This window comes from Polynucleobacter sp. 78F-HAINBA (assembly GCF_018882325.1).
In the GTDB taxonomy this organism is placed as follows: Bacteria; Pseudomonadota; Gammaproteobacteria; order Burkholderiales; family Burkholderiaceae; genus Polynucleobacter.
On record NZ_JACVOQ010000003.1, the window covers coordinates 59,689 to 79,461 of the forward strand.

The window sequence follows — 19,773 nt, forward strand, 5'->3', positions numbered from 1 at the left end:
TTCAAGCTACACAACAAAAGTCACCTCCGGGTGGCTTTTGTTCTTCATTGAAATCCAAATTCCAAAAATAATAGTAAAAATAGATCCTCATGCTGCCATCCATTGAACAACGCCTTGCCCAAGAGTTATCCGCCAAACCTGCCCAAGTAGCTGCTGCTATTGCGCTGATGGATGAGGGTGCAACAGTTCCTTTTATTGCCCGCTACCGTAAAGAGGTGACGGGTGGTTTGGATGATGCGCAGCTACGTTTATTGGAAGATCGTCTGGGCTATTTGCGCGAATTAGAAGAGCGTCGCAAAGCCATTGTTGCTTCGATTGAAGAGCAGGGCAAGATGACCCCGGAGTTACTCAAAGCCATCATGTTGGCAGAGGATAAAACGCGCTTAGAAGATCTCTACCTACCTTATAAGCTCAAGCGTCGTACTAAGGCGCAAATTGCCTTAGAGGCCGGTTTAGAGCCTTTGGCCAATGATTTATTAGCTAATCCTATGTTGGATCCAGAAGTGGAGGCCGCTAAATATCTCAAAGAAGCATTTACATCTGATCAAGGTGAGAACCCTGGTGTAGCAGACACCAAAGCTGCTCTTGAAGGTGCGCGTCAGATTTTGATGGAGCGCTTTGCAGAAGATGCCGGCCTAGTGCAATCACTGAGAACCTATTTGCAAGAACATGGCGTTGTGGAATCGAAGGTCATCGCCGGTAAAGAGCAAGAGGGTGAAAAATTTGCGGATTACTTCGATTACTCTGAGCCCGTGTCAGCAATCCCTTCGCATCGCGCCTTGGCTTTATTTAGGGGTCGTCGTGAACAGATGCTGATGGTCAATTTGCGTCTAGACACCGAAGAAGAAAAGCCGAAATGGGATGCGCCCCATAATCCTTGCGAGTCTAGAATCGCTAATCAGTTCAAGATTAAGAACGAAGGCCGTCCAGCTGATCAGTGGCTAGCGGAAACCGTGCGTTGGACTTGGCGTATTAAGTGCTCTATGCATTTGGAGTCCGAACTCATGAGTGCTTTGCGTGAACGCTCTGAGACTGAGGCGATCAATGTCTTTGCTCGCAACCTCAAAGATTTGCTATTGGCTGCACCTGCGGGCCCTAAGGTGACTATTGGCTTAGACCCTGGAATGAGAACGGGTGTGAAGGTAGCTGTGGTGGATGCGACAGGTAAGGTGGTTGATACCGATGTCATTTACCCGCACCAGCCTAAGAATGATTGGGATGGCTCACTACATACCCTCGCGAAGTTAGCAGAGAAACACAAGGCAACTTTAATCTCGATCGGTAACGGTACAGCTTCACGCGAAACAGACAAGTTGGCGCAGGATTTAATCAAAGCTAAGCCAGAACTGAAGCTCACCAAGATTGTTGTATCAGAAGCAGGGGCATCGGTTTACTCCGCCTCTGAGTACGCCTCAAAAGAGTTGCCCGGTATGGATGTGTCATTGCGTGGAGCAGTATCCATCGCTAGAAGATTGCAAGATCCGTTGGCGGAATTAGTAAAGATTGATCCGAAGTCAATTGGCGTAGGTCAGTACCAGCATGATGTGATGCAAACTCAGCTAGCCAAGTCATTGGTGGCAGTCGTAGAGGATTGTGTGAATGCGGTGGGTGTAGACGTCAACACGGCATCAGCGCCTTTACTGGCAAGGGTCTCAGGCCTCAGTAGCACCGTTGCAGAAGGCATTGTGACATACCGAGATAGCAATGGCGCCTTCCAGACGCGGGCGGATTTACGTAGCGTGCCACGCTTAGGTGAGAAGACTTTTGAGCAGGCAGCCGGTTTCTTGCGCATCATGAACGGCACAGACCCTCTAGATGCATCAGCAGTCCATCCTGAATCCTACCCCTTGGTAGAGAAGATTTTGAAGGATATTAAGAAGGGCGTTAAAGAAGTAATTGGTGATGCAACTATTCTGAAAGGCCTCAGTCCAGAAAAATATGCCGATGAAAAGTTTGGCGTCCCCACTGTCACCGACATCATTAAAGAATTAGAAAAGCCGGGCCGTGATCCACGCCCCGAGTTCACTACAGCGACATTTAAAGATGGCGTAGAAAAAATCAGCGACCTTAAGGCCGACATGATCTTGGAAGGCGTTGTTACTAATGTGGCAGCCTTTGGCGCATTCGTGGATATTGGTGTTCACCAAGATGGACTCGTCCACATCTCCGCGCTAGCCAATACTTTTGTTAAAGATCCACACACCGTAGTTAAAGCAGGGCAGGTCGTTAAAGTCAAAGTGCTAGAAGTAGATGAAAAGCGTAAGCGTATTGCATTGACTATGCGACTCTCTGATGAAGCGCCTAAATCTACTCCAGGTGCAAAACCAGAGCCAAGAGTAAATCGTCCAGGCATTCCAAGATCCCCAGATGCCAGAAGGCCTCATGAAGATAGAAGATCTGCGCCCCCAATCAATAATGCGATGGCGGAAGCTTTGCGTAAATTAAAGGGTTAATTCATACCTGGAGTGGTTTTTTTGTTTCCCTCCAATAAGATATTGCTAATGTAGTAACATTTATACATTAGCAATATCTTATTGGAGGGCTAGATGATTATCACCTTTTCAAGTCGTGAGTTTAATCAGGATACTGGTCGGGTAAAAAAAGCTACAGAAGCGGGCCCCGTTTTTATTACCGATCGGGGAAGGCCTGCACATGTCTTGATGACATTCACCGAGTATCAGCGCGTGACTGGAAAAAAGAAAAACATCTTAGATCTTGTGGGTATGAACGGTGCTGGAGAAATTGATTTTGAGCCTGAGAAAATATCGAGCTTCACAAAGCCAATTTCGGATCTTCTTTAATGTATTTGCTTGATACAAACGTAGTTTCAGAGTTTAGAAAGCTAGGAAGCGGTCAAATCAATTCCAATGTTAAAGGGTGGGCCGAGGAAACTGATCCTGAGCTCATGTTTCTTTCGGCTATATCAATTTTGGAGCTAGAGATTGGGGTCCTGCAGGTTGAAAGAAGGGATAAAAAGCAGGGGCAAGTCCTGCGAAAGTGGCTGAGCAAACATGTTCTGCCAGCATTCTCTGGGAGGGTGCTATCGGTGGATCTGGCGGTTGCGCAGCGCTGTGCAACTCTACATGTGCCAAACCCTAAATCCGAAAGAGATGCCATGATTGCTGCAACTGCAATTGAGCATCGCATGACAATCGTCACCAGAAATATTGCTGACTTCAGTCAATCTGGCGTGAAAATGTTTGATCCTTGGCGTTAGGTTTAAATTGCTTGGGTTGATTTAGCTTTTGAAATGTATTGCAAAGTTACTTTAGATTAAGGCTTATATGGACATTTTGGCTTTTTTGATTGCTGGTTTTTTTGTGGCCTTTATTTTTAGAGTCACCATAGGTTCTCTTGGTCTGCCGCTAGGGCTCGCTATTGGGGTTGCTATTCTCGGGGTAATCTTTGGGGCATATTTTCTATTTTTTGCCTCGGTTTTTAGTCTCGCGGAAATGTTTGGTGCAAAGTAATCTGTTTGTATCGGAGGCTGTCATCAATCTGTAATATATTTCTATATAATTGGAAATATGAAAAATACAGATGCAGTTTCAGCTTTTCTAGCCCTAGGGCAGGAGTCTCGACTCAATATCTTTCGCCTCATCGTTCAAAAGGGCGATGTTGGTCTCACACCAAGCCAAATTGTTGAGAAGCTCGGCATTCCAAATGCCACACTCAGCTTTCATTTAAAAGAGTTGGTGCAGGCTAATTTGCTCTTAGTTGAGCGTCAAAGTCGCAATTTAATCTATCGCCCAAACGCGGCTCTAGTTCAAGATCTCAGCACCTTCCTCCTGGATAACTGCTGCGGCGGTAAATCCTGCACCCCTGAAAAAATCACACGCAAGACTAAGTCAGCATGAAAACCTATAACATCCTCTTTCTTTGTACACATAACTCCGCACGTTCTATCTTGGGCGAGGCTTTGGCATCTACTCACCCGAGTGGCAGGTTCGTAGGCTATTCAGCTGGATCAACTCCTGGCACGAGCGTCAATCCGATCGCTGCAGATATTGCAGTGGAGCTGGGCATGGATCGGGCTTTGCTGAAGTCAAAAAGTTGGGATGTATTTGGTGAGCCCAATGCGCCGAAAATGGATTTCATCATCACGGTTTGTGACAATGCGGCTGGTGAGGTTTGCCCATTCTGGCCTGGTCAACCAGCCACTGCGCATTGGGGTTTTCCGGATCCCTCGCAAGTGCAGGGTAGTGATCTTGAGAAGAAGGCTGCTTTCATTGAAGTTATGAACGGCCTCAAGAAAAGATTGGATATCTTGGCTGCGATGCCGCTCGACAAATTGGACTCCATGAGTCTTAAAGAGGTGCATACAAAAGCATGAATACCTTAACTAAAAAACTATCCTTTCTTGATCGCTACCTCACAGTATGGATCTTTGCTGCAATGGCCTTTGGCATTGGACTGGGGCACTTTATGCCTGGCATTGAGGGATTTATTAACTCCTTCCAGGTGGGAGCGACAAACATCCCAATCGCTATTGGCCTGATCTTAATGATGTACCCGCCGTTTGCCAAAGTACGTTACGAAGATTTGCCGGATGTCTTTAAGGACAAGCGTATCTTCCTGATCTCATTGCTCATGAGCTGGATTATTGCCCCAACATTAATGTTCTTTTTGGCTATTACCTTTGTGCCGGATCAACCAGAGTACATGGCAGGCTTGATTCTGATTGGTATAGCGCCTTGTATTGCGATGGTGATTGTTTGGAACGATCTTGCAAAAGGTTCTACTGAATATGCGGCCGGCTTAGTGGCATTTAATGCGATCTTTCAGGTTCTATTCTTTAGTGTCTATGCATATTTCTTTCTTACTGTTTTGCCTCCTTACTTTGGATTGGCTGCATCTAATGTAAGCGTGAGCATGGGGCAGATCGCTGAGAGCGTTTTTATCTACCTTGGTGTGCCTTGTATTGCCGGCATCTTGACTCGTGTGGTGATGTTGAAGTTCATCTCCAAAGATCGGTATCACGAGCAATTCGTGCCGCGTATCGGTAAGCTCACTTTGCTTGCTTTGCTATTTACTATCGTAGTGATGTTTAGTCTCAAGGGTAATTTGATCCTCACTCTACCCATGGATGTAGTCACCATTGCCGTTCCTCTTCTTGTCTTCTTCCTCATCATGTTCTTGCTGACATTCTTTGTGACGGGCAGAATGGGGATTGACTATAAGCGTTGCTGCACACTCTCGTTTACAGCCTCTAGCAATAACTTTGAGCTCGCAATTGCTGTTGCTATTGCGGTATTTGGAATCAACTCTGGAGCTGCCTTTGCGGCAGTCATAGGCCCCTTGGTAGAGGTGCCCATCATGATTGGCTTGGTAACTGTGGCTTTGTGGTTTAAGGATCGCTTCTTTGCGGTCTAAATAGCCCTGGGGCTGGATGGCCCTTGCGCAACATGGTTGTTTGATGCTAACATATTTGTTAGCATCAATGAATGAACTATTCCATTCGCTATTCCAGTTCCGATGTATTGGAGCAGATATTTAATTTGCCCATTTCTTTGCAGGCACGGTACATTGCTTTAACTCAGCGCATGATTGAATATGGGCCGCATTTGGGATTGCCGCATACCGATTCATTTGGCGGCGGGTTGTTTGAGTTAAGGCTAAAAGGTGCCGAGGGAATCGCTAGAGTTTTCTTTTGCACGCTGGTGGAACGAGAGATCGTAATGTTGCATAGCTTCATTAAGAAGTCGCAGAAAACTCCTGACCGGGAGTTAAAGCTAGCCAAGTTGAGAATGAAGGAGTTGAAGTTATGAAGACAAAGCCGTTAAGTCATAAACAGGCCGTTGCCAAGATGTTAAAAAACTCTGCAGTTAAGACTGAGGTTGAGCGATTAAATAAAGAAGAGTTTGCTATTCTTGATGAAATTCTTCAGGCCCGTAAAGCTGCAGGCCTATCCCAGGCTGAAGTGGCTCGTAGAATGGGTACACAAGCCCCCGCTATAGCTAGGCTGGAAAGCTCTTTGGCAACTGGAAAGCATTCCCCAAGTTTAAACACGCTTCGAAAATATGCTGCGGCCTTAGGTAAGAAGGTTGAATTGCATCTGGTCTAAGGAATAAACCATTTGCAGCTCTTATTGGTTATGCCCTATAAGGTCTAACCAGCGCCTCTAAACCAAAGGCATCATTTGCATGCCTCAGCTCATCAATGGATATTCTGAGTTTCTTGAGCTCTTTGCAAGACAGCTTGCGTAATTTTTTACGGTCCATGCCGTAGGTATCTACTAAATATCGAGCTCTAGACAGACATATCTGTAGGCGAATAAGCCAGTAAATGGCAAAAATTGCTGGCGCGAATAAGAGAAGCAAAATGCTCATTTAGTAACCCATAAAAAAGGCCGTCACACGGACGGCCTATTGAAGTTAATTCATCGAATTAACCTTGGTGCTTATTTGATCAACAAAACAGGCTGCTTAGCTGCATTGGCTACTTTTTGAGCAACTGAGCCCATGAGAGCATCAACAATACCGCTTCTACCTTTGGAGCCCATAACGATGAGGTCAAATTTTTCTTTATTGGCTAGGGCGATGATTTCGTTCGCAACGTTGCCACGCTTAATCACCATACTGTGTTTCACGCCGGCAACATCGAGCGCCTTCTGAGCTGGCTTGAGTTCTTTTTCGCTTACTTCGCGGAGATAGTCATCAATCACGCTTGTAGCTACAAATTGCTTCACGTGACCAAGGCCAATATCGTCATGAATGCTGACCAATGTCACAGTGCACTTGCTGCGTAAATCTTTGGCTAACTTCCCAACATACTTGGCTGCATTGAGTGAAGATTTTGAGCCGTCAACCGGTAATAGTATTTTCATGTGTCCCTCTATTTTTGTAGTTAATAAACTGCACCTGCATATAACTAATTTACTACGAAAATCGTCATAAATCCACGAAAAAAGTACTTGACTCGGATGAGCCCCATCTAGATTGGTGTTTACCTCAGATAGGCGTCATAGAAGGTTTTGATGATGAGGATGGTCACCAGAATAAAGAAACCTTTTCTAATAAAGGCATTGCCATGTTTGATGGCGATCTTAGTGCCAATTTGACCACCTACAAGATTAGCGCTGGCCATCAGTAAGCCGAGCTTCCAGTCAAAGTAGCCTAAATAGAAAAAGACGCACAGTGCGCCTAAATTGGAGGCGATATTAAGAAACTTTGCAGGCGCTGCAGATCTCAAGAAATCAAATCCCAATACGCGGGTATAGAAGAGCTTATAAAAGGCACCCGCTCCTGGGCCTAGGAAGCCATCATAAAAACCAATGACGCTGGCGCCAGTAGAGGCGATCGCTTTTTGCTTGCGGTGCTGGTGTTTGGGTGCATGAATAAGGCCGGCACTCGATTTGATATTGAAGATAAGCAACGCTATCAATAAAAATGGCAGGGCTCCTCTAAGCCATTCGGTTGGAATTCGAGTTACAAGATAGGCTCCCGCAACTGATGCAAAGAAAGCAAATGCTGAAGAGATAATCACCAGGCTCCAAGGGCTCTTATTGGCGCGGCTGTACTGAATTGCTGAACCAATCGTTCCAACGATTGAGCCAAATTTATTGACTGAGAGTAGGGTGGCCGGCGGAAAGCCTGGCAAAACTGCAAATAGGGCTGGAACCTGAATCATTCCACCCCCGCCAATGATGGAGTCGACTAAGCCGGCAAATAAGGCGCAGGCCAGTAAAAGGCTCAGATCGAAAGCGGAGAGTTCAAGCATAGCGTCTATTGTTCTTCTAGTTCTTTTAAGTGGTGCCAGCCTATTTTAGAGGTGTTTTATTGGGGGTGTATTCAGATTAGTGTTGCAGCTTGATTGATTGGATAATCTAGTTCACATGAAAGTCAATTCTGAAGGAGTCTCCTCATCAAGGGTGTATTTGCCTATTGGGCGGAATCACGCTTGTTTGTTGGATTTCTTTATTGCCAACTTTCCACACATAGACCCAAGTGAATGGCGGGCTCGTTTTGACGAGGGCTTGGTATTCAATCAAGAGGGCGAGGCGCTTGCTGCAAGCAATGCCTATCTCCCCAATACGCATTTACTCTATTTCAGGCGCTTGGCTAGAGAACCAGAAATTCCTTTTGAGGAAGTCATCCTATTTCAAGATGAACATATTCTGGTTGCTGATAAACCCCATTTTTTACCAGTAACACCAAGCGGTCTTTATCTACATCAAACCCTACTCAATCGCCTAAAGAAAAAAACCGGTATTCAAGAGCTAAGCCCCATCCATCGGATTGATCGCGATACCGCAGGCCTAGTTATTTTTTCAGTCAATCGGAAAGAGCGGGCGCAATACCAGAATCTGTTTAGAGATCGCGCAGTCAAAAAAGTCTATGAAGCTATCGCACCGTATTCAGAAGAGCTCATCAATAAATTACCGTTGACTTATCAAAGCAGACTAGAGGAGTCCGAACACTTTTTACAAATGCAAGAGGTGGAGGGCGAGACTAACGCTGACACCTTGATCGAGTTACTTGAAATATCAAAGCCCTGGGCTAGGTACCGCCTTACCCCTGGCAGTGGAAAGAAGCACCAATTGCGTTGCCATCTCAATAGTCTGGGAATACCCATTCAAAACGACCAGATCTACCCCATCCTCACGCCATACCAAGAATACGATTTGGACTTCTCCAAGCCCTTACAGTTGTTAGCTAGGGAAGTTGCTTTTCTAGACCCTATCACCGGCAATGTACGTCATTTCATTACAAATCAAGAGTTAAGTATTTGTTGATTACCTCGCTGATAAAGAATTCTACCTATACGTCGAAGATTTCTATACAGTGGACTAATGATGTAAATCACTATTTAATAGGAAATTACAAATGAGTAAAGAAGTTTTAGGACCCGATGGCCTTCCAGGGCACGACTATTTCTTGGATGCAGTTAATCATATTGATGAGGCTGTAGCAAACAATACGATTGCAGCTAGTGCAGCCAAAGGCCTAGTCTTTAGCTTGGTGGAAACTTTGGGCGCTATGGTGGGTGACCCTGATTTGCCAAGTCACCTCAAGTCCGGCTACATGGGCGCCTTGGATCTTGCAGTGGAATTAGAGGCTAAGCTTACAAAGTAACTTAGTTGCTAAAGTGGCATCAGTAAGGGCAACTTCGGTTGTCCTTATCCATTTAAAATGTCATGCAAATCAACCTTATATTGAAGTTTATGAGCAAGCCCCCGCAGAAACGTTTAGCAGTAGCCCCCATGATGGAGTGGACGGATCGACACTGCCGCTCTTTTCATCGGACCCTTACAAAAGAGACGGTTCTCTATACTGAGATGGTAACTACTGGCGCTCTTATTCATGGGGATGTACCGCGTCATTTGGATTATTCGCAAGATCAACACCCGGTAGTGTTGCAATTAGGTGGCTCAGAGCCGTCGGATTTGGCTAAGGCTGCAGAGTTAGCGCAGCAGTGGGGCTATGACGAGATTGACCTTAACTGCGGTTGTCCATCAGAGCGTGTGCAGCGTGGCGCCTTTGGTGCTTGCCTCATGGCCGAGCCTAAGCTAGTTGCTGATTGCGTGAAAGCAATGAAGGCTGCAGTCGATACTCCAATTACAGTAAAGCATCGACTGGGTTTAGATTCCATGGATGCCGCCAATTCCGAAGCGGATTACCAATTTGCCCTCAGCTTTATTCTCTCAGTAGCGGATGCTGGCGCAAGTCAGGTGACTATTCATGCGCGCAATGCTGTTCTTAAAGGTTTATCTCCCAAAGAGAATCGCAGTAAACCACCATTACGTTATGAGGTAGCAGCCAAGCTTCGTCTAGATGCGCAAAAGCAGTTTCCGAATCTAAAAGTATTACTGAATGGCGGATTAGAAACCAACGACCAAATTGCTGGCCATTGGGATGATTTTGATGGCTTTATGGTCGGCAGGGCAGCCTATCATTTTCCAGCGCTTCTCTTGGGTTGGGACGACATGATCAATACGGATGGCGATGCGGCTGGCTACCTCTTTAGCGAGACTGAATGGCATCGTATTCAGATTGCATTGGTGAAACAGGTGCAGGCTTGGTTTGATGAATGTCAGGCAAAAGAAAAGCCTTTTTATATCGGTGCATTTACCCGCCATATTTTGGGCCTGGCACACGGTAGGGCTGGCTCCCGTTACTGGCGCCAGCGCCTTTCTGATCACCATGCCCTGGCTAAAGTTCAAAGCAAAGCAGCTATTTTGGATTTCTTTATCGATGCGAGTTTATGCCTTGGGGATTGGGCTGCGTTTGAGTTTGAAGGCGCCTAAACCCCGCATCTAAGCCATTTTTGACAGGGTTTTGCCTCAAAAGCTATAATCTATGTCTTCAGTGGCGGACGTAGCTCAGTTGGTAGAGTCCCAGATTGTGATTCTGGTTGTCGCGGGTTCGAGCCCCGTCGTTCGCCCCACCGAATACTGCAGTATCCTAAAGCTCCCTTTGCGGAGCTTTTTTATTTTTCTCGATTTCATCCATGAAAAAATTCGATCTTTTATCTATTCTCTTTGGCTTATTGCTCTCCGTTATTGCGCTGTATTTCATGCTGCGACCATCTACTGCGACTAGCGCCCCTGCATCAACCATTCCTGTTGTAAAAGTCGGTACCGTATCTTGGGATCAAACTGAGATGACGATTGCTGACGTCAAAACTTTTGCTGATGCTACTAGCTTTTTAAGTCAGGCAGAGAAAAACGGCGGTGGACTTTCTTATGAAGCGGGCTTTGTGAAGAAGCCGGGTTGGACTTGGAAAACGCCTTATGGTGTTCCAGCAAAATCTAGTGAGCCTGCAGTGCATCTGAATCAAGCTGAGGCAGCATCGGTTTGTCGCTTCTACGGCAAGCGTTTGCCTACTGAAGCCGAGTGGACGTCTGCGGCTTTTCTGGAGCAAAGAGAAACTCCTCCAGCTGGCTACACCAAAGGTCGGCGTTATCCGTTTCCAGGTGGAGCTACTCCAGAGGTCTCTCATTGCCTAAGTGGTTGCGGTGACTACAAGGGTGTAGCGCCAGCGGGCGCATTAAACCGCGGCACTGGTCATGTGCCTACAGGTACCACTAAGCCAGGAGTCAATGGCTTGTTGGACATGGGTGGCAACGTTTGGGAGTGGACTGCTACTGAGCGCAATGGTGGCTTTATTACTCGTGGCGCTTCCTGGTGGTACGGCCCAGAAAGACAAAAAGAGTCTGATGTGGAATCCAAGCCCGCCGATATTGGCGTGGTTTATATAGGCTTTCGCTGCGTTAGCTGATCCCATGAAACAATAGGGGATGACCAATCCTGTAGTCGATCCATCCGCTATTGAAATTACTCCTGAATACCAGGACGTAATCGACGCTATTGAGCGTCACGACCCCTATATCTTTGTGAGTGGTAAAGCAGGCACTGGTAAGACCACCTTAATTGGTTATCTACGTGAGAACATTCCTGGCAACGTAGTGGTAGTGGCGCCTACTGGCGTAGCTGCGTTACAAGTCAAGGGTGTCACGATTCATTCTTTCTTTCGTTTGCCACCCCGTTTGATATTCCCGGAAGAAGATATCAAGCCTTTAAAAGACAAGCGCCTCTACAAAGATATTCGTCTACTCATCATTGATGAGATCTCTATGGTGCGAGCAGATGTGGTCGATGCGATGGATTTGTTCTTGCGTGCTAACGGCCCACATAAGAGCCAACCCTTTGGCGGCATTCAGGTGATGTTTGTGGGGGATTTATTCCAGTTACCTCCTGTGGTCTCCAATGCTGATATGCAGGTGCTCTCTGAGCGTGGTTACGAGGGTCCTTATTTCTTTTGCGCCATGGCACTGCATCGCAAAGATGTGACCATGGTGGAGCTATCTAAGATCTTCCGCCAAAAAGATGCGCACTTTGCAGGCTTACTCAATCAAATCCGCATAAACCAAGATATTGATGAAGCACTCGATACTTTAAATGCCGTTTGCTACGAAACCAAAAAAGAGGCTGATGAGCAAACGATCACCCTTACTACAACCAATGCACGCGCAGACCAAATTAATGGTGCAGGCCTTCGAGCATTAACAACTGAAGCAAAGGTCTACACCGGTAACAGCACGGGTAAGTTCAATGTGGATGATCGCAACTTGCCATCACCAAATCATCTGACTCTAAAAGTTGGCGCAAAGGTCATGTTTACGGCAACGGATAGCAATTTTCCTAAGCGTTGGGTAAACGGCACTATTGGCGTCGTTCGCGAATTGCTGCCCAATACAGTAAAGGTCGTGGTGCAGAACGGACCATACTCAAATACAGTTGAAGTCAAAGGTCACCAGTGGGAGTCTTATCGCTATGACCATGACATGATGTCTGGAAGAATTTCACCAAACATCATTGGTACCTTTGTGCAGATCCCCTTAATGTTGGCTTGGGCTGTCACCATTCATAAGAGTCAGGGCAAAACCCTTGATAAGATCAAAGTCGATTTATCTTCAGGTGCATTTGCCTCAGGGCAGGTCTATGTAGCCCTGAGTCGTTGCACCTCAATTGAAGGCATTACCCTTGAGCGACCTATACAGCCCAAAGACGTGAGCTGTGATCAAGAGGTGAAGCGTTTCTATCTAAACTGTTTGCCAGGCTAACTGTTTTTAGAAGCCTGCCGCCATTCCATCGCGGCGATGATCGCTACCAGCAATATAAGCATCCAGAGTTTCTTCACCCAATAGTGCAATAGCTTGGGCGCTACCAAAGTCCAGACTGTTGGCTGGCATTACGGTGACTTCATGTCCCATCGCCTTTAATCCTTCCACTACAGCAGCAGGCATAGAAGCTTCCACTGTCAATTTACCCACATCATCAATTCTCCAGCGGGGTGCATCTGAGCAGGCTTGTGGGTTGAGGTACTCATCAACAAAGCGCATCACAAACTGAATATGTCCTTGCGGCTGCATATTGCCACCCATCACACCAAATGCCATTGCGGGTTGATTACCCTTGGTTAAGAATGCAGGAATGATGGTGTGAAAAGGGCGCTTACCTGGTGCAACTTGATTGGGGTGACCATCAACCAGGCTAAAGCTCATGCCGCGGTTATGGAACGCAATGCCGCCTGGGGCAACAACACCTGAACCAAAGCCCTTGAAGTTCGACTGAATATAGGAAATCATCATGCCGGATTGATCTGCGGCACAAAGATAAACAGTGCCACCAGCGTGTGGATCTCCCGCACCATAGGATCCTGCTTGATTGTGATTAATCATTGCAGCACGGCTAGCTAAATAATCTCTATCCAATAAGGCGCTCGTAGGCACTCTCATTGTGCTGGCATCCGATACATGTGCATACGCATCGGCAAACGCAATGCGCATTGCTTCTACTTGCAGATGAATACGTTGTGCTGAGTTAGCTGGGTATTGCTTGACATTGGCCGCTTGCAAAATACCGAGTGCCATCTGAGCAACGATGCCGGAACCATTCGGCGGAATCTCATGGAGGGTGTAGTCACCATAATCAAAGGCTAAAGGCTCAACCCATTCAGTTTGATTATTGGCAAAGTCGGCCATTGTGAAACAGCCACCAGTGCTTTGGGCAAAGTCGACCATGCTTTGAGCTAACTTGCCCGTGTAAAAAGATTCACCTTTAGTGTCGGCAATCTCCCGAAGCGTTTTGGCTTGCGCTGGATAGCGCCAGATCTTCCCAGCAGTAGGCGCTTTGCCATCAATTAAAAATGACTCGCTAAACCCCGGTTGATTTTTCAGAATCGGAATCGCTTCACGCCACTGGCGGGCAATTACAGGTGAGACTGGAAAGCCATTTTCAGCATAGTCAATTGCGCGTTTAAACAGTTGAGCAAAAGGCAGCTTGCCAAACTTGCGTGATAGCTCAATCCATCCAGAAACCATGCCAGGCACAGTGACGGTATTCCAGCCAATGAGATCCATTGCTGTTTTGCCAGTAAAGTATTCTGGCTTCCAAGCTGCTGGTGCGCGACCAGAGGCATTCATGCCATGGAGTTTCTTGCCATCCCATATCAATGCAAAGCCATCACCACCAAGGCCATTCATGGTGGGCTCAACTACGGTGAGTGTGATTGCTGTAGCTAAGGCTGCATCAACCGCATTGCCTCCGTTTTGCAAAACTTCAATGCCCGCTTGTGTGGCTAAAGGTTGTGAACTAGCAACGGCATTCTTAGCGAGGACTGGGGCGCGGCCGCCGCCAAAGGGAGGGGATATCAACATAGTCTGAAATTCTCTTAATTAAACACGTGATACAAAATTGGAATAGCCACAGCACTAATAACGCCGTTCATGCCCATAGCGAGACTGGCATAAGTTCCCGCTTCAGGATGAATGCTAAATGCGCGTGAGGTGCCAATACCGTGGGCACCAATGCCAATCGCAAAACCACGTTGCCACCACGCTTTCATGCCCAGTGCATTCAGAATAAAGGGCGCCAAAATAGCCCCCAGAATTCCGGTAGTAACAGCAAAGATGGCAGTCAAGGTTGGGGATACGCTAATACGCTCGGCAATACCCATGGCGATCGGTGCAGTTACTGATTTTGGATACATGGCTCCAGTAATGCTGGAGTCAGCCCCAAATAATTTGGCGATATTGACTGCGCTAATAATGGATACCAAGCCACCAGCAAGTAAAGACGCTAGCAAGGGAAGGGATCGACCCTTCAGGCTACTTAAGCCTCTATAGATAGGTATAGCCAAGGAAACGGTTGCTGAGCCCAATAAGAAGTGAATAAATTGTGCGCCCTCAAAGTAGGTGGAGTAGGGCATTTCAATAAACTGAATCATGCTGGCCACCAAAATGATGGCAATCGCTACTGGGTTAGCCAAAGGATTTTGTTTGGTGGCCTTATAAATAGAGAGACCAATTTGATAAGCGGCCAAAGTGATGAATAGTGCAAATAAAGGGCTGCCTGAGAGGTAAACCCAAATCTCCACAATCGAGTGCTTTTCGCTCATTGCTCAGTCTCTTTTGGCTTGGCGCTCAAAAAGCGGACGACTACCGCACTTGTGGCGATTGTCAAAATCACACTAGCAACTAAAGCACTCACAATAGCCAGGGCATTGGCTTTGAGTTGGGGTAAAAATAGCACCACGCCAACTGCTGCTGGTACGAATAAGAGTCCAAGGTACTGACTAAAGCCATCAGCCACCATCGCGAGCTCGCTGTTAATGCCTTTGCGCAGCACTAGCCAAATAATCAGAAGGACAAGACCGATAACTGGGCCGGGAAGAGTGGGTAGGGCGAATTTGGAGACAAGCTCACCCAGACTTTGGAATAAAAGAATTTGAACAAGGCCGGAGATCATGGATGGGGCCTTAGAGATTCAACTCAATCGGAGAAGACTACCGAAGTTGCGCCGTTAATCAACACACGGTCATGCAAGTAGTAGCGAAGGGCGCGTGATAGAACAGTACGCTCCAAATCACGGCCTTTACGAACTAAGTCTTCGGGTGTGTCGCCATGGGTAACGCGCGTGACATCTTGCTCAATGATCGGACCTTCATCCAAATCGCTGGTAACAAAGTGTGCTGTTGCGCCAATCAATTTAATACCGCGGGCATGAGCCTGGTGGTAAGGCTTAGCACCTTTAAAGCTCGGTAAGAATGAGTGGTGAACGTTAATGCAGCGTCCAGATAACTTAGTGGATAAATCATCCGACAGAATTTGCATGTAACGCGCCAAGATCACCATGTCTACTTTTGAATCGGCGACGATCTCTAGTAACTTGGCTTCTTGAGCAGGCTTCGTTTCTGGTGTTACTGGCAGGTGATAAAACGGAATATCTGCAAAATCAATGCTGGCATATACCTCACGCGGATGATTGGAAACGATTCCACAAATAATCATCGGCAATTCACCGATGCGCCAGCGATAGAGCAAATCTACGAGACAGTGATCCAGCTTGGACGCCATGATTAGTACGCGCTTGAGATCTTTGACCGCACGCAAGTCCCAAGTGAGATCAAAGCGTTTGGCGATTTCTACAAAGCCAGCCCTCAGGGTTTTGCTATCAGCGCTACAACTAAAGCTCACACGCATAAAGAAGCGCTTGGAAGCTTTGTCATCGAATTGCTGAGCTTCTTCAATGTCGCCACCCAATTCAAAGATATAGGTCGAAACAGCAGCAACAATGCCTGGTCGATTGGGGCAGGTTAGTGTGAGGTAGTAATTTTCTGTAGTCATGGCTTCAATAGGAAAGGGGATTACTTAATAGGGGTAATTTTAGACTGCTTATTTAGAATTGGGCAGGCTGTCTGCTGGCCCTGGATAAGGCTCGCTCATATCTTTGATTGTGGGAACGGGAATATCAGAGCAAATAGGCTTTGGCCCTAAGGCGTTCAGAAAATTGCAGTCTTGCTTGGTTGCTGCTGAGGCGGCGTGCTCTAGCGGGGACTTCCCGGTGGTGGCGGTGGAAATCGCGCTAGCCGTCGTTGAAGGGTTGGCTACCGCTACGGATACAGCTGCAGTACCAGCTGAGCTAGCTACGCTAGTAGCTGAGCTACCTAAGGCCATCAAGGGTGCTGCGCATCCAGTTAAATTCAGGAAGATACAAATACCCCCAAGGGAGGAGCTCCAATATAAGCAAAAAGCAGACCAGCCTGATGAGCTTAATCTGCTTAAAGGGGTGCTCAAATTGATATTTTTATTTACGTTTACAAACAACGTTAAATACTCCAGCCGCCCAAGATTCGCTTACAACAGGCTCAAATTCACTATTGGGAGTTTTGTTGTCTGAAACTACCTTGCCACTACCTTTGTTGCCAGCGAACTCTTTGTATTCAATTGGGCGGTAGCTAATGGCGGGACAGTTGTATTCATTGATGCCAATGATTGAGCTTACGGGCTGTTTTGTTTTTGGATTAACACCGGGCTTCTTAAAATCTAGCATCGACATGATTTGTGCTTTTTCACCTGAGTCGCTAATCGTATCTAGATCTACATAAACCACCATGACCTCATTAGATCCCAATTCTTTCCACTCTGCGAAGCTGCTGGAGAAGGGCAATAAGGAGAGTGCGGTAAAAATAGCGAGTGCGTGTATTTTTTTCATAATAGGTAGCGTTGTCATTAAATTGGTTAAGCCCAATCTGAGCCTACAGTTGTCATTCTAAACTCCCCAGCTTATTTTTCCTTAATATTCAGATCCAGTTGTCGGCCAATCTTTTGGGGTTTCATTTGCAAGGGGAGGTATTCATTGCGAGCCCAGAGTGCACTCATGTTTCGATATAGCTTGTTCTGTACCCAGCCAGATTGCCCGGTTTGATAAATAAAGAGGGATTGCTCTAAATCAGAGAGGTCATAAAGTGTCCGCAGGCTAGGAGCCTGTTTAGTTTCAAAAGGATTGTCGGCTCTGAGAAGTTCGAGGCGCCCCACATTGATGCTAAAACCATCCCCGGGAAAAGGCTGCGTCAAATTGAAGAGGCTTCCAAGGAATGGCACCTTGCTTAAGGGGCGATGCTCAGAGACGGCAATATGCGCATTGCCCCACACCCAATTTTTAGGATTGTTGCCAAACTGCGCGCTCAGTTGCTCTAGTGCCTTATCAAACGCCGCATTTGAAGCTTCAGCACAACTCTCTGCTTGTTCGGTTTTGGGGTCGTTGCACCAAGGGCTATTGGGATTTTGCAATTGCAATATCAGCGGGTGTCTAAAGTTACGCGCACCATAATTTTCTGTAAACAAATAACCTAAACGCGCAAAGAGTTTGCGTGATAGTTGATCGGCCCAGGCATTGAATATCAGGGCGCCAGTGCTATCGATTTTCATATCGCCGTCAAAGTTTCTGCTGAGCTCGATTGCTTGCTGCGCAAGAGGATGTTTTGATTGAGTGGACTTGAATAGTTCTAGTAATGGTGTGGCCCCTAAGGATAGGGTGTCAGCCTGCATGGATTTCATGGAGGCGAGGTCGTGTACCGACTTGCCTTTAATTAGATCCACAATGCGGTCGTAGCGCGTTGGTAGATCCCAGTCACCAGTCAATGGGTTTGGATCATTGCTGGCCAATACTTTTTGGTTGGCCGTGGCAATCCAGTTCGCATCTGGGTTGGTGCTATTGGGCAGTTGATCGAAAGGAACATAGCCAGTCCAGTCGTATTGCTTCTCCCAGCCGAGTGCTGGCGCTACCCCATACAGCCCTTGATGCAAGTTGCGCTTAGGCACAACACCAGCCGCCTGAAATGCAATATTGCCATCCACATCTGCCATCACAACGTTTTGCATTGGTGCATAGTTTTTGCGTAGCGCTTGCTTGAATGTATCTAAGTCTTTAGCGTGATTCATATCAAGCAGCCCGGCAACAGACTGGTTTTCAACATCCAACGCAGTCCAGCGTAATGCTAAGACAAAACGATCGGTATCAATCGCGCGTTTTGCGCGTGCGTAGGATTCAGAAATTACTGGACCATGTCGAGTCTCTTTAACTAAAAAGCGCAGGTGAGACTCACCTTTGATATCGATGATTTCTTGGCGAACTTTGAAGGCAAGCGGACCATCTGGCCCGCGATAGACGCCAGGATTTTTTGGATCCAGCTGCTCAATATATAAATCTTGTACGTCAGGACCGGTATTCGTAAAGCTCCAGGCAAATTTATCGGTCCTACCCAAAACCACTGCCGGAATGCCGGGAAGGGTTGCACCAATGACGTTGAGGCCCGGAGCCTCTAAGTGGGCCATGTACCAGATTGCTGGAGCCGATAAGCCTAGATGAGGGTCATTCGCCAATAAAGGCTTGCCAGATGCTGTGAGCTTCCCGTTCAGAGCCCAATTATTGGAGCCAATGCCATCTTTGCCGCCGGGTACTTCATTTAAAGCCAATTCAGTCGCGGGTAACTTCTTCGACTTTTGATCTCGGGCGAGTGGGTTTGGATTAAAGACCTTGATGTCCCGATACATTTTGGCAAAGTCAGCATTACTTACTGGTTCGCCTAGCGTGTATGCCGGCATAACTTCCCATACTTCCTTGGTTGTTAAAAATTGCGACAGCTCAAGGCGCTGCAATTCTTTATGCCAGTTGCCGCCAAGATCCAGTGCCATCATTAACATCCATGCCACGCTATCCGTAGGTGACCAATGACCAGGTTTAGAGCCGGTTAAAAAGTATTCCACAGGTAGCGCCCAACCTAAGTGGGCATTGCCGGCATTCACTCCGTCCGCGTAGGATTGCAGCAATCGTTTGGTGGCAATAGGGTAGCGATCGAATTGTTTTTCAGCGGCATGTTTAATGCCTAAGGTGCGAATAAAGCGATCAATCGCGAGAGTTTCTTTACCGAGGATTTCAGAGAGTCGACCGCTAGATAGGCGGCGATTAATTTCCATCTGCCAGGAACGCTCGCTGGCATGCAAATAGCCCAAAGCAAATAGCGCGTCAGAAGAGCTCTTTGCCTGAATATGCGGAATGTCACTCTCATCAAAGGTGATGGCAACTGAATCCCCTAAGGATTTAATGGTGCGCTTACCCGAGGGATTGGTTTGGGCGGAGATTAAGTAGAAGACTCCAGCTGCGATGATCAATACCAAGGCCGCAGAACCAAGCAAAAAGACGGTTTTAAATAGGGATTTCAGTCCTGAGCTTGGCATCAATATTTTCATAGGATTAGTTTAGTGGGTTTGCCTGGGCTAGAGCCTAAGCTTGATGAAAACAGGCTTCCCGTCGCCAATAGGCCTCGCATGCTAAAATTTTGCTTGTCTTGATTTATTTAGTGCGGCTTTATTGCTCGTGCGAGCCCGAGTGGTGAAATCGGTAGACACAGCAGATTTAAAATCTGCCGACTCAAAAAAGTCGTGCCGGTTCGATTCCGGCCTCGGGCACCAATCGATTGATTTCAGGC

General features: G+C 46.9%; 24 protein-coding genes and 2 tRNA genes. 16 read left to right on the plus strand and 10 right to left on the minus strand.

The features are described from left to right. Positions 1–89: 89 nt before the first annotated feature. The 9 genes from ICN11_RS03895 to ICN11_RS03935 all read left to right on the plus strand — a co-directional run bounded on the left by ICN11_RS03895 (position 90) and on the right by ICN11_RS03935 (position 6,064). Positions 90–2,453: a Tex family protein gene (locus ICN11_RS03895; protein WP_216229247.1), complete on the plus strand. Its 2,364-nt coding sequence runs from the start codon at positions 90–92 to the stop codon at positions 2,451–2,453. A gap of 93 nt (positions 2,454–2,546) precedes the next feature. Further along, positions 2,547–2,801 carry a type II toxin-antitoxin system Phd/YefM family antitoxin gene (locus tag ICN11_RS03900; protein ID WP_216229248.1) on the plus strand — a complete coding sequence of 85 codons (255 nt, stop codon included), beginning with the start codon at positions 2,547–2,549 and terminating at the stop codon, positions 2,799–2,801. Beyond that, positions 2,801–3,217 carry a type II toxin-antitoxin system VapC family toxin gene (locus ICN11_RS03905; RefSeq protein WP_216229249.1) on the plus strand — a complete coding sequence of 139 codons (417 nt, stop codon included), beginning with the start codon at positions 2,801–2,803 and terminating at the stop codon, positions 3,215–3,217. Before ICN11_RS03900 ends, ICN11_RS03905 begins: the two co-directional genes overlap by 1 nt. Before the next feature lie 67 nt (positions 3,218–3,284). After that, on the plus strand, positions 3,285–3,470 hold the full coding sequence (locus ICN11_RS03910; RefSeq protein WP_216229250.1) for a hypothetical protein: 186 nt from the start codon (positions 3,285–3,287) through the stop codon (positions 3,468–3,470). A gap of 57 nt (positions 3,471–3,527) precedes the next feature. Further along, positions 3,528–3,857, plus strand: a complete 330-nt coding sequence (locus ICN11_RS03915; RefSeq protein WP_216229251.1) for a helix-turn-helix transcriptional regulator — start codon at positions 3,528–3,530, stop codon at positions 3,855–3,857. Next, positions 3,854–4,333 carry an arsenate reductase ArsC gene (locus ICN11_RS03920; RefSeq protein WP_216229252.1) on the plus strand — a complete coding sequence of 160 codons (480 nt, stop codon included), beginning with the start codon at positions 3,854–3,856 and terminating at the stop codon, positions 4,331–4,333. The genes ICN11_RS03915 and ICN11_RS03920 overlap by 4 nt, the downstream gene beginning before the upstream one ends. Then, positions 4,330–5,373, plus strand: a complete 1,044-nt coding sequence (arsB, locus tag ICN11_RS03925; protein ID WP_216229253.1) for an ACR3 family arsenite efflux transporter — start codon at positions 4,330–4,332, stop codon at positions 5,371–5,373. The genes ICN11_RS03920 and arsB overlap by 4 nt, the downstream gene beginning before the upstream one ends. A 71-nt stretch (positions 5,374–5,444) precedes the next feature. After that, positions 5,445–5,768: a type II toxin-antitoxin system RelE/ParE family toxin gene (locus ICN11_RS03930; RefSeq protein WP_216229254.1), complete on the plus strand. Its 324-nt coding sequence runs from the start codon at positions 5,445–5,447 to the stop codon at positions 5,766–5,768. A 38-nt stretch (positions 5,769–5,806) separates the two neighbouring features. Beyond that, positions 5,807–6,064 (plus strand): helix-turn-helix domain-containing protein, encoded by a 258-nt coding sequence (locus ICN11_RS03935; protein ID WP_370623599.1) that lies wholly within the window; start codon positions 5,807–5,809, stop codon positions 6,062–6,064. Positions 6,065–6,092: 28 nt separating this feature from the next. Here ICN11_RS03935 and ICN11_RS03940 read toward each other — a convergent pair whose 3' ends face one another. From ICN11_RS03940 to ICN11_RS03950, 3 genes are all read right to left on the minus strand, one after another. After that, complete coding sequence (locus ICN11_RS03940; RefSeq protein ID WP_216229255.1) at positions 6,093–6,329, minus strand: hypothetical protein; 237 nt, start codon at positions 6,327–6,329, stop codon at positions 6,093–6,095. Positions 6,330–6,400: 71 nt separating this feature from the next. Beyond that, positions 6,401–6,826: a universal stress protein gene (locus ICN11_RS03945; protein WP_216229256.1), complete on the minus strand. Its 426-nt coding sequence runs from the start codon at positions 6,824–6,826 to the stop codon at positions 6,401–6,403. Positions 6,827–6,945: 119 nt separating this feature from the next. Next, on the minus strand, positions 6,946–7,719 hold the full coding sequence (locus ICN11_RS03950; protein ID WP_216229257.1) for a TSUP family transporter: 774 nt from the start codon (positions 7,717–7,719) through the stop codon (positions 6,946–6,948). 115 nt (positions 7,720–7,834) lie between these two features. Between ICN11_RS03950 and ICN11_RS03955 the strand changes: the two genes are divergently transcribed. From ICN11_RS03955 to ICN11_RS03980, 6 genes are all read left to right on the plus strand, one after another. Further along, positions 7,835–8,734, plus strand: a complete 900-nt coding sequence (locus ICN11_RS03955) for a pseudouridine synthase (RefSeq protein ID WP_216229258.1) — start codon at positions 7,835–7,837, stop codon at positions 8,732–8,734. A 91-nt stretch (positions 8,735–8,825) separates the two neighbouring features. Beyond that, positions 8,826–9,074: a hypothetical protein gene (locus ICN11_RS03960; RefSeq protein ID WP_216229259.1), complete on the plus strand. Its 249-nt coding sequence runs from the start codon at positions 8,826–8,828 to the stop codon at positions 9,072–9,074. An 89-nt stretch (positions 9,075–9,163) separates the two neighbouring features. Further along, a complete protein-coding gene (gene dusA / locus ICN11_RS03965) occupies positions 9,164–10,246 on the plus strand; it encodes a tRNA dihydrouridine(20/20a) synthase DusA (RefSeq protein WP_216229260.1) in 1,083 nt (360 codons plus the stop codon). A 64-nt stretch (positions 10,247–10,310) separates the two neighbouring features. Further along, positions 10,311–10,386: transfer RNA gene (locus ICN11_RS03970), tRNA-His, on the plus strand. A 63-nt stretch (positions 10,387–10,449) separates the two neighbouring features. Beyond that, positions 10,450–11,220: an SUMF1/EgtB/PvdO family nonheme iron enzyme gene (locus ICN11_RS03975; RefSeq protein ID WP_216229261.1), complete on the plus strand. Its 771-nt coding sequence runs from the start codon at positions 10,450–10,452 to the stop codon at positions 11,218–11,220. Between the two features lie 19 nt (positions 11,221–11,239). Beyond that, positions 11,240–12,565: an ATP-dependent RecD-like DNA helicase gene (locus ICN11_RS03980; protein ID WP_216229262.1), complete on the plus strand. Its 1,326-nt coding sequence runs from the start codon at positions 11,240–11,242 to the stop codon at positions 12,563–12,565. Positions 12,566–12,571: 6 nt separating this feature from the next. Here the strand turns inward: ICN11_RS03980 and ICN11_RS03985 are convergent, their stop codons facing one another. The 7 genes from ICN11_RS03985 to ICN11_RS04015 all read right to left on the minus strand — a co-directional run bounded on the left by ICN11_RS03985 (position 12,572) and on the right by ICN11_RS04015 (position 19,534). Beyond that, on the minus strand, positions 12,572–14,161 hold the full coding sequence (locus ICN11_RS03985) for a gamma-glutamyltransferase family protein (protein ID WP_216229263.1): 1,590 nt from the start codon (positions 14,159–14,161) through the stop codon (positions 12,572–12,574). A gap of 14 nt (positions 14,162–14,175) precedes the next feature. Then, positions 14,176–14,901 carry an LrgB family protein gene (locus ICN11_RS03990; protein ID WP_216229264.1) on the minus strand — a complete coding sequence of 242 codons (726 nt, stop codon included), beginning with the start codon at positions 14,899–14,901 and terminating at the stop codon, positions 14,176–14,178. After that, positions 14,898–15,251: a CidA/LrgA family protein gene (locus ICN11_RS03995; protein WP_216229265.1), complete on the minus strand. Its 354-nt coding sequence runs from the start codon at positions 15,249–15,251 to the stop codon at positions 14,898–14,900. Before ICN11_RS03995 ends, ICN11_RS03990 begins: the two co-directional genes overlap by 4 nt. 23 nt (positions 15,252–15,274) lie before the next feature. Next, positions 15,275–16,129, minus strand: a complete 855-nt coding sequence (gene purU, locus ICN11_RS04000; RefSeq protein WP_216229266.1) for a formyltetrahydrofolate deformylase — start codon at positions 16,127–16,129, stop codon at positions 15,275–15,277. A gap of 48 nt (positions 16,130–16,177) precedes the next feature. Continuing rightward, positions 16,178–16,459, minus strand: a complete 282-nt coding sequence (locus ICN11_RS04005) for a hypothetical protein (protein ID WP_216229267.1) — start codon at positions 16,457–16,459, stop codon at positions 16,178–16,180. A 130-nt stretch (positions 16,460–16,589) separates the two neighbouring features. Next, entirely contained in the window at positions 16,590–16,997 is a 408-nt protein-coding gene (locus ICN11_RS04010; protein ID WP_216229268.1) for a surface-adhesin E family protein, read from the minus strand. Positions 16,998–17,068: 71 nt separating this feature from the next. Then, positions 17,069–19,534 (minus strand): penicillin acylase family protein, encoded by a 2,466-nt coding sequence (locus ICN11_RS04015; RefSeq protein WP_216229269.1) that lies wholly within the window; start codon positions 19,532–19,534, stop codon positions 17,069–17,071. Between the two features lie 133 nt (positions 19,535–19,667). Here ICN11_RS04015 and ICN11_RS04020 point away from each other — a divergent pair. Continuing rightward, a tRNA-Leu gene (locus tag ICN11_RS04020) sits at positions 19,668–19,756 on the plus strand. The last annotated feature ends 17 nt before the right edge of the window (positions 19,757–19,773 follow it).

Coding starts and splice junctions, on each gene's coding strand:
- ICN11_RS03955 (WP_216229258.1), top strand. CDS start 7,835: ATGAAAGTCAATTCTGAAGGAGTCTCCTCATCAAGGGTGTATTTGCCT.
- ICN11_RS03905 (WP_216229249.1), top strand. CDS start 2,801: ATGTATTTGCTTGATACAAACGTAGTTTCAGAGTTTAGAAAGCTAGGA.
- ICN11_RS04015 (WP_216229269.1), bottom strand. CDS start 19,534: ATGAAAATATTGATGCCAAGCTCAGGACTGAAATCCCTATTTAAAACC.
- ICN11_RS03920 (WP_216229252.1), top strand. CDS start 3,854: ATGAAAACCTATAACATCCTCTTTCTTTGTACACATAACTCCGCACGT.
- ICN11_RS03980 (WP_216229262.1), top strand. CDS start 11,240: ATGACCAATCCTGTAGTCGATCCATCCGCTATTGAAATTACTCCTGAA.
- ICN11_RS03935 (WP_370623599.1), top strand. CDS start 5,807: ATGTTAAAAAACTCTGCAGTTAAGACTGAGGTTGAGCGATTAAATAAA.
- ICN11_RS03910 (WP_216229250.1), top strand. CDS start 3,285: ATGGACATTTTGGCTTTTTTGATTGCTGGTTTTTTTGTGGCCTTTATT.
- ICN11_RS03960 (WP_216229259.1), top strand. CDS start 8,826: ATGAGTAAAGAAGTTTTAGGACCCGATGGCCTTCCAGGGCACGACTAT.
- dusA (WP_216229260.1), top strand. CDS start 9,164: ATGAGCAAGCCCCCGCAGAAACGTTTAGCAGTAGCCCCCATGATGGAG.
- ICN11_RS03975 (WP_216229261.1), top strand. CDS start 10,450: ATGAAAAAATTCGATCTTTTATCTATTCTCTTTGGCTTATTGCTCTCC.
- purU (WP_216229266.1), bottom strand. CDS start 16,129: ATGACTACAGAAAATTACTACCTCACACTAACCTGCCCCAATCGACCA.
- ICN11_RS03945 (WP_216229256.1), bottom strand. CDS start 6,826: ATGAAAATACTATTACCGGTTGACGGCTCAAAATCTTCACTCAATGCA.
- ICN11_RS04005 (WP_216229267.1), bottom strand. CDS start 16,459: ATGGCCTTAGGTAGCTCAGCTACTAGCGTAGCTAGCTCAGCTGGTACT.
- ICN11_RS03950 (WP_216229257.1), bottom strand. CDS start 7,719: ATGCTTGAACTCTCCGCTTTCGATCTGAGCCTTTTACTGGCCTGCGCC.
- ICN11_RS03995 (WP_216229265.1), bottom strand. CDS start 15,251: ATGATCTCCGGCCTTGTTCAAATTCTTTTATTCCAAAGTCTGGGTGAG.
- ICN11_RS04010 (WP_216229268.1), bottom strand. CDS start 16,997: ATGAAAAAAATACACGCACTCGCTATTTTTACCGCACTCTCCTTATTG.
- ICN11_RS03985 (WP_216229263.1), bottom strand. CDS start 14,161: ATGTTGATATCCCCTCCCTTTGGCGGCGGCCGCGCCCCAGTCCTCGCT.
- ICN11_RS03895 (WP_216229247.1), top strand. CDS start 90: ATGCTGCCATCCATTGAACAACGCCTTGCCCAAGAGTTATCCGCCAAA.
- arsB (WP_216229253.1), top strand. CDS start 4,330: ATGAATACCTTAACTAAAAAACTATCCTTTCTTGATCGCTACCTCACA.
- ICN11_RS03940 (WP_216229255.1), bottom strand. CDS start 6,329: ATGAGCATTTTGCTTCTCTTATTCGCGCCAGCAATTTTTGCCATTTAC.
- ICN11_RS03915 (WP_216229251.1), top strand. CDS start 3,528: ATGAAAAATACAGATGCAGTTTCAGCTTTTCTAGCCCTAGGGCAGGAG.
- ICN11_RS03900 (WP_216229248.1), top strand. CDS start 2,547: ATGATTATCACCTTTTCAAGTCGTGAGTTTAATCAGGATACTGGTCGG.
- ICN11_RS03930 (WP_216229254.1), top strand. CDS start 5,445: ATGAACTATTCCATTCGCTATTCCAGTTCCGATGTATTGGAGCAGATA.
- ICN11_RS03990 (WP_216229264.1), bottom strand. CDS start 14,901: ATGAGCGAAAAGCACTCGATTGTGGAGATTTGGGTTTACCTCTCAGGC.